The sequence below is a fragment of the Nocardia sp. NPDC004123 genome (assembly GCF_053603795.1).
This window is the reverse complement of sequence record NZ_JBSGGG010000006.1, coordinates 17865-31954: the sequence shown is the minus strand read 5'-3', so window position 1 is coordinate 31954 and position 14090 is coordinate 17865. Positions and strand designations below refer to the sequence as shown.

At 69.2% G+C, this 14090-nt stretch carries 13 protein-coding genes and 1 pseudogene; 8 read left to right on the top strand and 6 right to left on the bottom strand.

Translation table 11 applies throughout. From position 1 onward, the window contains the following. Positions 1 to 46 precede the first annotated feature (46 nt). From ACWEQQ_RS10055 to ACWEQQ_RS10045, 3 genes are read left to right on the top strand one after another with little or no spacing between them, the layout of a single operon-like run. Positions 47 to 517, top strand: a complete 471-nt coding sequence (locus ACWEQQ_RS10055) for a succinate dehydrogenase (RefSeq protein ID WP_452347974.1) — start codon at positions 47 to 49, stop codon at positions 515 to 517. Between the two features lie 2 nt (positions 518 to 519). Beyond that, positions 520 to 2454 carry a fumarate reductase/succinate dehydrogenase flavoprotein subunit gene (locus tag ACWEQQ_RS10050; RefSeq protein WP_452347973.1) on the top strand — a complete coding sequence of 645 codons (1935 nt, stop codon included), beginning with the start codon at positions 520 to 522 and terminating at the stop codon, positions 2452 to 2454. Positions 2455 to 2468: 14 nt separating this feature from the next. After that, entirely contained in the window at positions 2469 to 3212 is a 744-nt protein-coding gene (locus ACWEQQ_RS10045) for a succinate dehydrogenase/fumarate reductase iron-sulfur subunit (protein ID WP_452338600.1), read from the top strand. A gap of 32 nt (positions 3213 to 3244) precedes the next feature. Here the strand turns inward: ACWEQQ_RS10045 and ACWEQQ_RS10040 are convergent, their stop codons facing one another. Then, positions 3245 to 3742 (bottom strand): DNA glycosylase AlkZ-like family protein, encoded by a 498-nt coding sequence (locus tag ACWEQQ_RS10040; protein WP_452347972.1) that lies wholly within the window; start codon positions 3740 to 3742, stop codon positions 3245 to 3247. A gap of 53 nt (positions 3743 to 3795) precedes the next feature. Here ACWEQQ_RS10040 and ACWEQQ_RS10035 point away from each other — a divergent pair, with 53 nt between their 5' ends. The 4 genes from ACWEQQ_RS10035 to ACWEQQ_RS10020 all read left to right on the top strand — a co-directional run bounded on the left by ACWEQQ_RS10035 (position 3796) and on the right by ACWEQQ_RS10020 (position 8337). Beyond that, a complete protein-coding gene (locus tag ACWEQQ_RS10035) occupies positions 3796 to 4635 on the top strand; it encodes a glycosyl hydrolase family 32 (RefSeq protein ID WP_452338602.1) in 840 nt (279 codons plus the stop codon). A gap of 111 nt (positions 4636 to 4746) precedes the next feature. Next, positions 4747 to 6165 carry an L-fucose/L-arabinose isomerase family protein gene (locus ACWEQQ_RS10030; protein WP_452338603.1) on the top strand — a complete coding sequence of 473 codons (1419 nt, stop codon included), beginning with the start codon at positions 4747 to 4749 and terminating at the stop codon, positions 6163 to 6165. 1 nt (position 6166) lies between these two features. After that, entirely contained in the window at positions 6167 to 7642 is a 1476-nt protein-coding gene (locus ACWEQQ_RS10025; RefSeq protein ID WP_452347971.1) for an FGGY-family carbohydrate kinase, read from the top strand. Between the two features lie 35 nt (positions 7643 to 7677). Continuing rightward, entirely contained in the window at positions 7678 to 8337 is a 660-nt protein-coding gene (locus tag ACWEQQ_RS10020; RefSeq protein ID WP_379382436.1) for a TMEM175 family protein, read from the top strand. A gap of 3 nt (positions 8338 to 8340) precedes the next feature. Here ACWEQQ_RS10020 and ACWEQQ_RS10015 read toward each other — a convergent pair whose 3' ends face one another. Continuing rightward, positions 8341 to 9648: a bifunctional o-acetylhomoserine/o-acetylserine sulfhydrylase gene (locus ACWEQQ_RS10015; protein ID WP_452347970.1), complete on the bottom strand. Its 1308-nt coding sequence runs from the start codon at positions 9646 to 9648 to the stop codon at positions 8341 to 8343. A gap of 30 nt (positions 9649 to 9678) precedes the next feature. Then, positions 9679 to 10196 (bottom strand): annotated as a pseudogene (locus tag ACWEQQ_RS10010) (OsmC family protein). Between the two features lie 167 nt (positions 10197 to 10363). Between ACWEQQ_RS10010 and ACWEQQ_RS10005 the strand changes: the two are divergent. Continuing rightward, positions 10364 to 10534 (top strand): ribbon-helix-helix protein, CopG family, encoded by a 171-nt coding sequence (locus ACWEQQ_RS10005; protein ID WP_379382431.1) that lies wholly within the window; start codon positions 10364 to 10366, stop codon positions 10532 to 10534. On the opposite strand, the gene xylB is transcribed toward ACWEQQ_RS10005, so the two are convergent. The 3 genes from xylB to ACWEQQ_RS09990 form a co-directional block, all read right to left on the bottom strand. Continuing rightward, a complete protein-coding gene (gene xylB / locus ACWEQQ_RS10000; RefSeq protein WP_452338608.1) occupies positions 10525 to 11913 on the bottom strand; it encodes a xylulokinase in 1389 nt (462 codons plus the stop codon). The two genes, ACWEQQ_RS10005 and xylB, sit on opposite strands and share 10 nt — an antisense overlap. Before the next feature lie 17 nt (positions 11914 to 11930). Further along, complete coding sequence (locus ACWEQQ_RS09995; protein ID WP_452347969.1) at positions 11931 to 12941, bottom strand: zinc-dependent alcohol dehydrogenase family protein; 1011 nt, start codon at positions 12939 to 12941, stop codon at positions 11931 to 11933. 103 nt (positions 12942 to 13044) lie between these two features. After that, entirely contained in the window at positions 13045 to 14049 is a 1005-nt protein-coding gene (locus ACWEQQ_RS09990; RefSeq protein WP_452347968.1) for a glycoside hydrolase family 172 protein, read from the bottom strand. Positions 14050 to 14090 lie beyond the last annotated feature (41 nt).

Here is a 14090-nt window from a genome sequence, read left to right as displayed (position 1 = left end):
GACGATTGGTGAGCCCGCGGTGCCTCGGCGGGGGTTGTTGTCGGCTGTGGAGGTCGTGCTCGCGGTGAGCGTGATCCTGCACATGTGGTCGGCGGTCTCGCTTGCGCGTACGGCGCGGCGCGCCAGGCCGGTCGGGTACGCGGCGAAGAAGAAGTCGCATGCGCAGGGTTATGCCGTTCACACCATGCGGTGGGGCGGGGTGATCATCGCGCTGTATCTCGTCTGGCATCTGCTGGATCTGACCTTCGGGGCGGTGAATCCTCTGGGCCGCAACGCGACTCCGTACGAGAAGGTGGTCGCCGACTTCGCGCCGTCCCACTGGTACGTCACGCTCTTCTACGTTGTCGCCGTGGTCATGGTGGGTCTGCACCTGCGGCACGGTATTCGCAGTGCCGCCCGGACCCTGGGTCTGGCGGGCGCTCGCGGCTACGACCTGCTCGCGGCCGCCGTCTCGATCCTGCTGGTCGCCGGTTTCCTGGCCGTCCCGATCGCTGTCTCCTTCGGATGGGTGAAATAGCCATGAACGACAGTCTCTTCCGCGTCGGCGAGCCGATCGCCGACACCACAGCGCCGGGCGGGCCGATCGCCGAGCGCTGGACCACCCGTAAGTTCGAGGCCAAGCTGGTCAATCCCGCGAACAAGCGCAAGAAGACGGTCATCGTCATCGGCACCGGGCTGGCCGGCGGCTCGGCGGGGGCCACGCTGGGGGAGCAGGGCTATCGCGTGATCCAGTTCTGTTTCCAGGATTCGCCGCGGCGGGCGCACTCGATCGCCGCGCAGGGCGGGATCAATGCCGCCAAGAACTACCGCAATGACGGTGACAGCGTGCACCGGCTGTTCTACGACACGGTCAAGGGCGGTGACTACCGGTCCCGTGAGTCGAATGTGCACCGGCTGGCGGAGATCTCGACGCAGATCATCGATCAGTGTGTGGCGCAGGGTGTTCCGTTCGCACGGGAGTACGGCGGCCTGCTCGACAATCGGTCGTTCGGCGGCGCGCAGGTCTCGCGCACCTTCTACGCCCGCGGCCAGACGGGGCAGCAGCTACTGCTGGGCGCGTATCAGGCGCTGCTGCGGCAGGTCGACGCGGGCACCGTGGAACTGCATGCGCGCCACGAGATGCTCGACCTGATCATGGTGGACGGGGTGGCGCGGGGCGTGGTCGTGCGCGACCTGGTCACCGGCGCGATCCGGTCCTACACGGCCGACGCCGTGGTGCTGGCCTCCGGCGGGTACGGCAATGTCTACTTCCTGTCGACCAATGCCATGGGCTCGAATGTCACGGCCTCCTGGCGGGCGCACAAGCACGGCGCGTACTTCGCCAATCCCTGCTTCACACAGATTCATCCGACCTGCATCCCGGTCTCGGGTGAGCATCAGTCGAAGTTGACGCTCATGTCGGAGTCGCTGCGCAACGACGGCCGGGTGTGGGTGCCCAAAAACGCTGGGGACCAACGCAAGCCCGGCGATGTGCCCGAGCACGAGCGCGACTACTACCTGGAACGCATCTATCCGGCATTCGGCAATCTGGTGCCGCGCGACATCGCCTCCCGCGCGGCCAAGAACGTCTGCGACGAGGGGCGCGGAGTCGGGCCGGGCGGGCTCGGCGTCTATCTCGATTTCGCCGACGCCATCGGGCGGCTCGGCGTCGATGCGGTGAAAGCCAAGTACGGCAACCTTTTCACGATGTACGAGCGGATCACGGGCGAGAACCCGTACGAGATGCCGATGCGTATCTACCCCGCCGTGCACTACACCATGGGCGGGCTGTGGGTGGACTACGATCTGCAATCCACCATTCCGGGACTGTTCGTGATCGGGGAGGCCAATTTCTCCGACCACGGCGCCAACCGGCTCGGGGCCTCCGCGCTCATGCAGGGCCTGGCCGACGGGTATTTCGTCCTGCCGGCCACCCTCGGCGACTATCTCGCCCGCGGTCCGGCCGGGGAGGTGCCGGCCGCCGCGATCGCGGCCGCCGAGGCCCGGGTCACCGCGATGATCGACAGACTCCTGTCCATCCGGGGCGACCGCACCGTCGACTCCTTCCACCGCGAGCTCGGCCACCTCATGTGGGAGTACTGCGGCATGGAACGGACCGAGGCGGGACTGCGCAAGGCGCTGGCCCTGATTCCCGCACTGCGCGCGGAGTTCTGGGAGCGCGTCAACGTGCCGGGCTCCGGGGACGACCTCAACCAGTCGCTGGAACGCGCGGGCCGGGTGGCCGACTTCCTGGAGTTGGCCGAACTCATGGTCATCGATGCCCTGCACCGCACCGAATCCGCGGGCGGCCACTTCCGGGCCGAGTCGCAGACCGAGGACGGTGAGGCCCGCCGCGACGACGCGAACTTCTCCTATGTCGCCGCGTGGGAATGGAACCAGGACGAGCCACCGACGCTGCACCGGGAAGCGCTGAGCTACGAGTACGTCCAGCCCAGCACGCGGTCCTACAAGTAAGAGCGGAATCGAGAATGAAACTCACCCTGCGTATCTGGCGGCAGCGGAACTCCCGCGACAAGGGTCGGATGGTCGACTACGGCGTGGAGGTCTCGCCCGACGCGTCGTTCCTGGAAATGCTCGATGTCCTCAACGAACGGCTCACCGGCGCCGGCGAGGAGCCCATCGCCTTCGACCACGACTGCCGCGAGGGCATCTGCGGCGCGTGCTCACTCGTCATCGACGGCACTCCGCACGGCCCGGAGCAGGCCACCACCACCTGCCAGCTCCACCTGCGGAAATTCGCCGACGGCGACACGATCACCGTGGAACCGTGGCGGGCCAAGGCTTTTCCGGTCATCAAGGACCTGATGGTCGACCGCTCGGCCTTCGACCGGATCATCCGGGCGGGCGGCTACATCACCGCGCCGACCGGCGCCGCACCCGAGGCGCACTCGATCCCGGTCCCGAAACCCGACGCCGATCTGGCCTTCCAGGCCGCCGAATGCATCGGCTGCGGCGCGTGCGTGGCCGCCTGCCCCAATGGTTCGGCCATGCTCTTCACCGCCGCCAAGGTCACCCACCTCGGCCTCCTGCCGCAGGGACAGCCGGAGCGCCACTCCCGCGTCGTCGGCATGCTCGAAGCCCACGACGATGCGGGCTTCGGCGGCTGCACCAACACCGGCGAATGCACCCTCGCCTGCCCGAAGGAGATCCCGCAGGACGTCATCGGCCGCCTGAACAAGGACTTCCTCCGCGCTGCGAGAAAGGCCCGCTGACCCCCTGATGCGGCCACGCGGGAGAGAGCCGATCAGCACGTCTCGATCATGATCTTGCCTTCTTCACCGGGTACGACGATCGGGAGCAGGCGTTCGGCCTCGTCGCGGACAGCGGGGAGATCCCGGCGGGAAATGGTGGTGCCGGTCAGCAGTTCTGTTCCGGCCGAGGCCAATTCGGCGATATCGAGGCCCTCGACCGCAGCCCGGAGATGGACCGAGCGGAGCGTGGGCTCGATCGCCGGTCGGACCGTCGGGTAGAGCCAGCGGTAGGCCTGGGCGTCCGTCAGGTGGACGGTCCGGCGAATCGTGGTGGCGCGCACCACTGTTCGATCACGCAGCAACGTGGTCAGATTCGCATGGCGGAAATCGGTGAGGCGCGACCACAGCCCCACATGCGGCCAGTTCGGTTCCTGCGCCTGCACCGCGACCAGATGCCGGACCAGCTCGGCGGCGGGCATGGCGACCCGTTCGTTCAACTTCTGACGCAGTAGCAGCGTGCGGTTTAGGGTTCGCAGCGAGAGTTCCGGCATGGGTCCATTGTCGAACGGAAATAGGACAGGTCAGGTCCTATATGGAGGACGGTATGGGCACGGTGACAGCGGGGGAGTTCCGGCACATCTACGACCCCAGCGAGCCGGATCAGTGCTGGTACATCAACGATCACACCCTGGTCCAGGACGTCGGCGGGCGCTGGCACCTGTTCGGCATCACCCATCCCGAGCCCGCCGACCCCTTCGACGAGACCGAGTTCGCGCACGCCACCGCCGACGACCCGCACGGCCCGTGGACCAAGCATCCCGCCGCGCTGACGGTGGACCGCGAGCGCGGCGAGACCCACCTGTGGGCCCCCTTCGTGGTGCGCGACGGCGACGCCTACTTCATGTTCTACGACGGCGGCGGAACCGACCGCACCGCAACGGGTATGGGCCTGGCCACCTCCGCCGACCTGTTCCACTGGACCCGGCATCCGGGCGGCCCGGTCTTCCGCGACGGCTACGACGCCCGCGACCCCATGGTGCTGCGGGTGGCCGGGCAGTGGGTCATGTACTACTGCGCGACCAGCGCCCCCACCGGCGGCAACCATGTCGTCGCCTACCGCACCAGCCCGGACCTGGTGCACTGGAGCGACCGCCGCATCGCCTACACCGACCCGTCGACCGGAACCGGCGCGGGCAATACCGAATCGCCGTTCGTGCTCCGCCACGCCGGCGCCTGGTATCTGCTTATCGGTCCGCGCCCCGGCTATGTCGGCACCGAGATCTTCCGCGGCGACAACCCTTTTCACTTCGACGCGTCCGGCCGCGTGGGGCACGTACCCGCCCACGCGGCCGAGGTGATCACCCACGAGGACGCCCTCTGGATCACCCACGCGGGCTGGGCGCAGGGCGGAGTCGCGCTGGCCCGCTTGCACTTCCCACGCTGAGACAGCCCGGCCCGCGTTCACCCCGAAAATCCGATTTCGGGCGCGGCGTGCGGCCTGAACTGGAATTCTGAACGGAGTCGAGAGTCCACCCAGTGCGGGGAGGCAGGCAGTATGGCCCGAATCGGCGTGATCAGTCTTTCCGACGGCCGCGACTATGTGCACGGCGGCATCGTCGGATTCATCCGGACCGCGGAGGACCGGCTCGTCACCGAGCTGACCGCGGCCGGGCACATCGTGATTCGCGGTGTGCAACCCATCGGCGGCAACGACCAGGCGGTGCGGGTAGCCCGGCAGGTGGAGGCGGCCGGGGTGGACCTGACCGTGCTGCACTACGCGGTGTGGGCGTTCCCGCACTTCACCATGCTGGCCGCGGGCGCGCTGCGCGGGCCGCTGCTGCTGCTGTCCAATATCGACCCGGTGCAGCCGGGCATGGTGGGCATGCTGGCGGCGGGCGGCGCGCTGGATCAGATCGGCCGCGCGCACGCCCGGCTGTGGGGCGATCCCGCCGATCCGGACCTGATCGCGGCCATCGGGGAACGCGCTCGCGGTGCGGCGGCGGTGGCCGGCCTGCGGGGCAGCACCTTCGGGCGCATCGGCGGGCGGCCCATGGGCATGAACACCGCGGTCGCCAATACCGATCAGTGGCAGCGGGCCTTCGGCATCGATGTCGAGGAGATCGACCAGTGGGAGATCGTGCGCCGCGCCGAACTCGCCGACGCCGGTGAGGCCCGGGCGGCGCGAGAATGGCTGGAGCGCAATACCGCCGGGGTCCACTACGACGGCGGCAAGCTGACGCCGGAGCTACTGGAGCGGCAGCTGCGCTCCTACCTGGCCATGCGGGATCTGATCGCGGAATGGCGGCTGGACTTTTCCGGCATCAAAGGACAGCCGGAGCTCACCCAGTACTTCGCCACCATGGACATCACCGAGGCGTTCCTCAACGACCCCTACGACTGGAACGGGCCCAAACAGCCCCACGTGTGCGCCACCGAGGCGGATATGGACGGGGCGCTCACCATGCAGCTGCTCAAGCAGATCGCGGGCACGCCGGTGCTCTTCGCCGATGTCCGGCACTATCACGCCGACCGTGACATCTGGGATCTGTGCAATTCCGGCCAGCACGCCACCTGGTACGCGGCGCGCAGCGACGATCCGGCCGAGAATCTGGCCCGGGTGCACCTGTATCCGGAGGTGTTCTTCTTCCCGGCCGGCGGCGCGTCGGTGCATCACCTGGCCGCGCCCGGGCAGATGACGCTGGCCCGGCTCACCCGCCGCGACGGCGCCTACCGCATGCAGCTGATGCTCGGCGAGTTCGAGACCTACGACCCGGCCACCAACGAATCGCTGATGAAACAGTCCACCTGGGAGTGGCCGCACGCCTTCGCCCGCCTGGACGCCGACGCCGGGGACTTCCTGTCCCGCTTCGGCGCCAATCACATTCACGCCGTGCCGGGCGACCAGCGCGCCACCGTCCGCGCGGCCTGCGAACTGCTCGATGTCACGCTCGACGAGTTCAGCCGGGCGAGCTGACATGTTCCTCGGCATCGATATCGGCACCTCCGGATCCAAGGGCGTCCTGGTCGACCACGCGGGCACGGTCGCGATGAGAGCCGAACGACCGCACCGGGTTTCGACGCCGCGCCCGGGCTGGGTGGAGCACGACGCGGAGACCGTGTGGTGGGCCGACTTCGCGGCCATCGCCCGCGAACTGGTGGCGGCCGCCGACGGCGAACCCCTCGAGGGGCTCGCGGTGAGCGGCATCGGGCCGTGCCTGCTGCCCGCCGACGCTGCGGGCCGCCCCTTGCGGCCCGCCATCCTCTACGGGGTCGACACGCGCGCCGGCGACGAAATCGAGGAACTGAACGCGGAATTGGGCGCGCAGACGGTGCTGGAGCGCTGCGGCTCGCCGCTCACCAGTCAGGCGGTCGGGCCGAAGCTGCGCTGGCTCATCCGCCATGAGCCGCAGGTGTGGCGGGCCACCCGGATGCTGTTGATGGCGAGCTCGTTTCTGGTCCATCGCCTCACCGGCCGCTACGTCCTGGACCATCAATCCGCCAGCCAGTGCGTGCCCATGTACGACCTGATGGCCCGCGAATGGGCCGTGGACTGGGCCGAATCCGTCGCACCCGGCCTGCGACTACCCGAATTGGCCTGGCCCACCGAGATAGTCGGCCGGATCACCGCCGAGGCCGCCGCGGCCACCGGCCTGCCCGCCGGGCTGCCGGTGACCACCGGCACCATCGATGCCTGGGCCGAGGCCGCCGGTGTCGGCGTCCGCGCCCCCGGCGACTGCATGATCATGTACGGCACCACCATGTTCCTCACCCAGGTGCTGACCGACCCCCGCCCCCAGCCCGGCCTGTGGACCACCTGCGGAACCTGGCCCGGCACGTACACGTCCGCCGCCGGCATGGCCACCTCCGGCGCGATCACCGACTGGCTGCGCACCCTCACCGGCAGCGATTTCTCCGAACTCGTCGACGAGGCCGCCCACGTTCCGCCGGGCAGCCGCGGGCTGCTGGTGCTGCCCTACTTCGCGGGCGAACGCACGCCCCTGTTCGATCCGGACGCCCGCGGCGTGATCGCCGGTCTCACCGTCACCCACCAGCGCGCCGACCTCTACCGCGCGGTCCTCGAGGGCATCGGCTACGGCGTGCGGCACAACCTCGAGGCCATGGCCGCCGCGGGGGCTCCCGCCACCCGGCTGGTGGCCGTGGGCGGCGGCACCAAGGGCGGGCTGTGGACCCGCATCGTCTCCGACATCACCGGCCTGCCCCAGCAGCTTCCGGCCGACACGGTCGGTGCGGCCCTGGGCGACGCCCTGCTGGCCGCCGAATCCCTGGGCCTGGACACCGCCGCCTGGAACCCGATCATCACCACGGTCGAACCCGACCCGTCGGTCACCGCCCACTACGCCCCGTACTACCGCCACTACCGATCCCTTTACGACGCAACGAGAGCCACCGCCCACTTCCTCGCCCGGGAGCAACACCGCGCCGCCCCGTGACATCCGCTAGGGTCCGGCGGGGGAAGGGCAGGTGGATGACTCGATATCATCGCATCGCGGCGCAGGATCTCGGCCGCCTCGGGGCGCTCAGCGACGGAATCTTCGCTGTGGCAATGACATTGCTGGTGCTGGATCTGCACGTGCCCGCGGGCGAGGCGTGGCACGAGCGCTCGCTGTGGAGTGCGGGCGCGGTCTCCGATGAGCAACCGGTCTGGCATGCGCTCACCCACGTGGGCCCGCAGTTCCTCATCTGCCTGCTGGGTTTCCTCACCCTCGGCATGTTCTGGATCGGCCAGCAGACCCAGCTCAACCTGATGGACCGGGCGGACCGCTCGCTGACCTGGATCCACCTCATGTTCCTGTTCGGCATCTGCCTGGTGCCCTTCGCCACCGCGCTGCTGGCCGCTTTCCCCCAGTCCCGCCTGGCCCTGCTGGTGTACTGGGCCGACCTGCTGTATCTGGGCCTGGTCCAGCTCGCCGCGCTCCGCTATGCGCGCCGCGCCGGTCTGCTCGCCGAGCACACCGGACCCGAGGACCTGACGGCCATCCGCCGCCGCATCGGCATCGTGCAACTGCTGTATGCGGCGGCGGTGGTCCTCTGCCCGATCAGCACCTACCTGAGCATCGGGCTGATCATCGCTCTCCAGGTGAATTCGGCTGTCTCCCCGCCGATTCGCCCGTTCGATCGCTTCTGAGGGCTACTGCGCGGCGGCGAATCCGGCGCGCAGATCGGCGAGGATGTCGTCGATGCCCTCGATTCCCACGGCCAGGCGGACCAGGCCGGGGGTGACGCCCGCCGCGAGCTGCTCCTCGGGGGTCAGCTGAGAGTGGGTGGTGGAGGCGGGGTGGATGACGAGGGAGCGGACGTCGCCGATATTGGCGACGTGGCTGTGCAGGGTGAGGGCTTCGACGAAGCGCTTGCCCGCGTCGACTCCGCCGGCCAGCTCGAAGCCGATGATGGCGCCGACGCCCTTGGGGGCCAGCTGCTTTCCACGTTCGTACCACGGTGACGACGGCAGGCCCGCATAGGAGACGGCCGTGACCTCGGGTCGCGCGGTGAGGAATTCGGCCACCGCCCGGGCATTGGCGACGTGCCGTTCGAGGCGCAGGCTGAGGGTCTCCAGGCCCTGGCTGATGAGGAAGGCGTTGAACGGCGAGATGGCCGAGCCCAGATCACGCAGCAGCTGCACCCGCGCCTTGAGCGCGTAGGCGGGTGCGCCGAGATCGGCGTAGACCACACCGTGGTAGCTCGGGTCGGGCTCGGTGAATCCGGGGAAACGTCCACTGCGCCAATCGAAGGCGCCGCCGTCGACGATCACGCCCGCGATGGCCGCGCCGTGGCCGCCCAGGTACTTCGTCGCGGAGTGCACGACGATGTCCGCCCCGTGGGCGAGCGGCTGGATGAGATACGGGGTGGCGACGGTGTTGTCGACGATGAGCGGGATCCCGGAACCGTGCGCGACCTCCGCGATGCTGGGAATGTCGAGAATGTGGTTCTGCGGGTTGGACACCGTCTCCCCGTAGAAAGCCTTGGTGTTCGGGCGGATTGCCGCCCGCCACTGGTCGAGGTCGTCCGGATCCTCGACGAAGCTCACCTCGATGCCCAGCCGCGGCAGGGTGTACCGGAACAGATTGTAGGTGCCGCCGTACAGCCGCGGGCTGGACACGATGTGGTCCCCGGCCCCCGCGAGGTTCAGGATCGCGAAGGTCTCCGCCGCCTGACCCGAGGCCAGCAGCAGCGCGGCCACACCGCCCTCCAGCGCGGCGATCCGCTGCTCCACCGCGTCCTGGGTGGGATTCATGATGCGGGTGTAGATGTTTCCCGGCTCGGCCAGCCCGAACAGCGCGGCGGCGTGGTCGGTGTCGCGGAAGACGTAGGAGGTGGTCTGGTAGATCGGCAGCGCGCGGGCGCCGGTCGCGCCGTCGGGCGTCTGCCCCACGTGGATCTGCTTGGTCTCGAAACTCCAGGCGGCGGTGGGGTCTTCGGGCAGAGCGGATGCGGTCATCGGGGCCTCCGGTGGGTTGGGGACGTGTTCCTACTGGGTGACGAGGGTGGTCTCGACCGGGGTCCGGCCGGTGGTGAGATCCAGGACAGGGCAGTGCTCGTCGACCGCCCGCTGCAATTCGGCGTAGCGCTCGGCGGACTCGGGTCCGCTGATCCGCACGGTCACGCGCACCGCCTGGAATCCGGGGCGGACCGTGTCGTCGAGTCCGAAGAAGCCGCGCACATCGAGATCGCCCTCGGCGTCGACGGCCAGCTCCTCGATGGCCACGCCGAGCCGCTGCGCCCAGAACCGATACGTGTCACCACCTGGCAGGCGATCAGCGAGGCCAGATACACCTCGACGGGATTCGGCGCGGACCCCGCGCCGCCGAGTGCCGGCGGCTCGTCCACCCGAACTGTGTACCGCCCCAGGGCAATCGCGCTCCCGACGGTGCCCTCCGGTGTACCTGCGGCCCGGAACACCACCGCGGCCTGTGCGGGATCCGCGGCCACGGCCCGGCCGGTCGCCTCGACGATATCGTTCAACGGAGTGCTCAGCTCGGTTGTCATACCGCGTGAAGCTACGACCCGGCCACCGGTACCGACGATGGTTACGCTCGCCGTGAGCACAATCGCGGCTGGTCGCACGGCCCGGAGCTACTCACCGGTCATGTGATGGTTGCCAACTGGTCAACCGTTCGGCAGACAGGGTTGCTCGGGGGTGGTATGAATTCGCGGTGGCATGGACTTTGCGGCTCAGCGAGGACGAAGAAGCTGCGCTGAGTGCGCAGGCGGCGATGGAAGGGCGGTCGAAACACGACATTGCCCGGGACGCCATCCGGACCTACATCACCCGGCACCAGACCTGGGACGACTATCTGTCCGACGGTCCGGTCGTCTACGGGTAGTAGGTGTCGCGTATCTCGGTGTAGCGCTGGCGAATAGCGGCGCCGATCCCCACTGCCAGAGCATGGAATTCGGTGCCCGCGGGGGTCGGCCAGCGGGGTGGGCGGGGCCCACCGCGCAGGGCCCACGCGGCCTGGCGGGCCGCGCCGAGGGCAACGTATTCGTTCGGATTGGGCACCGTGACGGTGCGGCCGAAGATGGTGGCGGCGGCGTGCGCGATGAGGCGGGAGCGGGATGCCCCGCCGATCAACAGGATTCGATGCGGCACCGTCGGCAGACGGTCCAGGGCCTCGGCGATATTGCAGAGCATGCCCTCGATGGCGGCGCGGGCCAGATGGTGCGGACGCATGGTGTGCGGGCGCAGGCCGTGCAGGCTGCCGGTGGCGTACGGCAGATTCGGGGTCCGCTCACCCGCGAGATAGGGGAGCAGGGTGAGACCGTCCGCGCCCGCGGGCGACTGCGCGGCCAGCACCTCCAGGCCGGACACATCGATGCCCAGCAGCATCGCGGTCGCGTCCAGCACCCGGGCGGCATTGAGCGTGCACACCAGCGGCAGGAACGCCCCGGTGGCGTCGGCGAACCCGTTCACCGCGCCGGAGGGATCGGCGCTGGGGTGCGCGGCGCGGGTGAAGACGGTGCCGCTGGTCCCGAGCGAGACCACCACATCCCCCTCCCCGATGCCCAAACCCAGTGCGGCGGCGGCATTGTCGCCGGTGCCGGCCGCCACCAGCCGCCCGCCCGGCGTGTGCCCGGCGATCTCGGCGGGCGCCAGCACCCGCGGCAGCGCGGGACTGCGGCCGCGGAAGGCCAGCGCCAGCAGATCCGGCCGGTAGGCGCCCGCCGCCGGTGACCAGTACCCGGTGCCGGAGGCGTCACCCCGATCGGTGGTCGGCTCGGTGGCCGGATCACCGCCGCGCAGCTGCCAGGTCAGATAGTCGTGCGGCAGCAGAACCCGGACCGTCCGGTCGGCCAGTTCGGGTTCGTGATCGGCGAACCAGCGCAGCTTGGCCACCGTGTGCGCGGCCAGCGGCACACTCCCCACCGCGTCCGCCCACGCCTGCGGCCCGCCCAGCTCGTCCACCAGCTGTGTCGCCGCCTCCGCGGACCGGGTGTCGTTCCACAGCAACGCATCCCGCACCGGATGCCCGGCCGCGTCCAGCGCCACCAGCCCGTGCTGCTGCCCGGCCACCGCGATGGCCTCCACATCGCGCATCATGCGATCACACGCCGCCCGCAGCGCCTCCCACCACATGAGCGGCGGCACCTCGGTCCCGTCGTAGTGCGGAATCTGGCGGTGCCGCAATATCGTTCCGGTATCGGCATCGCACACCACGATCTTGCAGGACTGAGTGGACGAGTCCACTCCGGCAACGACCGTCATTGGCCAGCCACCACCCTCTATCGTGCCGCCGCCCGTCCGGGATGCAGCTGGATCTTGCGTCCGGTGCCCGCGCGGAAGGTCCGCAGGGCATCGCCGAATTCGTCGAGTGCGAAGTCGTGGGTGATCACGGTGTCGGCGTCGATGACGCCCTCACCGAGCAGGTCCACGGCCCGTCCGAAACTGTGCAGCACGGCCATGGAGCCGACGATGGTTATCTCGTCGTTGTAGACGCGGAACGGCGAGATGCTCGCCCGCGCCGCCGCCGGCGCCACCCCGAACTGCTGATAGGTGCCGCCGCGCCGCACCCGGGACAGCCCGTCCTCGATCGCGGCCACCGTTCCGCTGCAATCGATCACGATCTCCCAGCCCTCGGTCCGGTCCATGTCCTCGGCGGACACGGTGGCCGCGTCCGCGCCCAGCGTGCGCGCGGTGGCCAGCCGGTCGGCATTGGTGTCCACCATCGACACCGACGCCGCGCCCGCCGCGATGGCCAGCTGCAGCATGAGCAGCCCCATGGTGCCCGCGCCGTAGATCAGGTAGTGCGATCCGAGTCGCCGTGGCAGCACATCGAATCCGTGCACCGCGCACGAGAGTGGTTCCACCAGTGCGCCGTGCGCGGGCGGCACATGCCCGGGCAGCCGATAACAGTTGGCGGCGGGCACTTTCACGTACTCGGCCATGGCGCCGTCCACGGTGTCGCCGATGGCGCCCCAGTTCTCGCAGAGATTGCCGCGCCCGATCGCGCAGTAGTGACAGCGCCCGCAGAACAGCGAGGGATCCACCGCCACCCGGTCACCGGCCCGCACCCCGGCCGCGTCCGCGCCGAGCGCCACCACCTCCCCCGCGAATTCGTGGCCCGGCACGATCGGATAGGGCGTGGGCGGGAATTCGCCCTCCACGATATGGATATCGGTACCGCATATCCCGACCGCATCCACCCGGATCACTACCTCACCGGTGCCCGGAGTAGGATCCGGCACGGATTCGACCGAGAACTGTCCGGGCTTCTCGACCACCAAGGCGCGCATAGCAATAACCATGCACCCGCGTGCCACTCGTTCGACGCGTTTTACGCAATAGCAATCGCAATCTTTCTGTTTTCCCGCAATCGTTACGGGGACACGCGGGGGATCAGGGGAGGGCGTGATACCAGAAGGCGGTGGAGGCCACATGCGCCTGGTCCAGCGGTAGGTAATGGCCGTCCGCGCGCCAGCCCAGCGCCTGCACGGTGGCGCGCAGGCCGTGGTCGAAACAGATCGGGTCGGGAATGTGCCAGCGGTACATGCCGAATCGCTGGTGCGGTTCGTAGATTCGATGCGGCGGCAACACCTGCGGCATGCCCAGATAGGGGGTGGAGTACGGTCGATAAGCGCCGTCGAGCTCGAAATTCCAGGCCCCGCCGAAATAGTCCTCGGTGCCGGTTCCGCACAGGGTGGGGAATTCGGTGTCGTCGTCGAGATAGAACTTCAGCTCGCCCTCGCCCCACCAGCCCGCCGCCCGCGGCTGCACGGCCAGATACGTCCCGGCATACCGTCCGGGACCGCCGTCGATCTCGACGATCGGATGCTCCGCCGGGTTGCCCAGCGGATCGGAGCAGCGCCACCGGGCGTGCAGATACCCGGCGGCGCCGGGTAATTCCTCCTCCAGATAGGTGATCTGGTAGTACACCGGCGCGGCCCGCTCGGACCCGTTGTGCAGGGTGATGAGCGCGCGAGTGTGGAAGGGCATGGGCCAGTAGCTGTTCAGCCCGCCGGCGGGCGCGACCACCACCATGGCGGAATTGATCAGCGCCAGCTGATCCCAGCCGTTGCAGAAGAAGTCGCCCAGCGGCACCGCGACGCCCGGTTCGGGCGAACCGTCCCAATACATCTGGAGGGTGAAGTCGCGCAGCAGCGCGCGATCGGTGGTGAGCCACAGGTGCCGGATCACACCGGGCCCGGAAAGGTCGGCGAGCGTGGCGGTTTCGCCGGGCGGCAGATCGATGGACGGCGACACCTTCCACCCGCGTCCCAGCCCCGCGGCCGCGAAGGCCCCGGTTCCGGAGATGGCACGCCCGCCCCCGCCGGCCGCGCCGGTGGGGTTCTCCGCGCTCACCGAGCGGGTGCGCCGCCCGTCCAGCTGCCAGATATCGTGCACCATGCGAATTTTCGCATGTCGATCACGAATGTGAAGCGGAC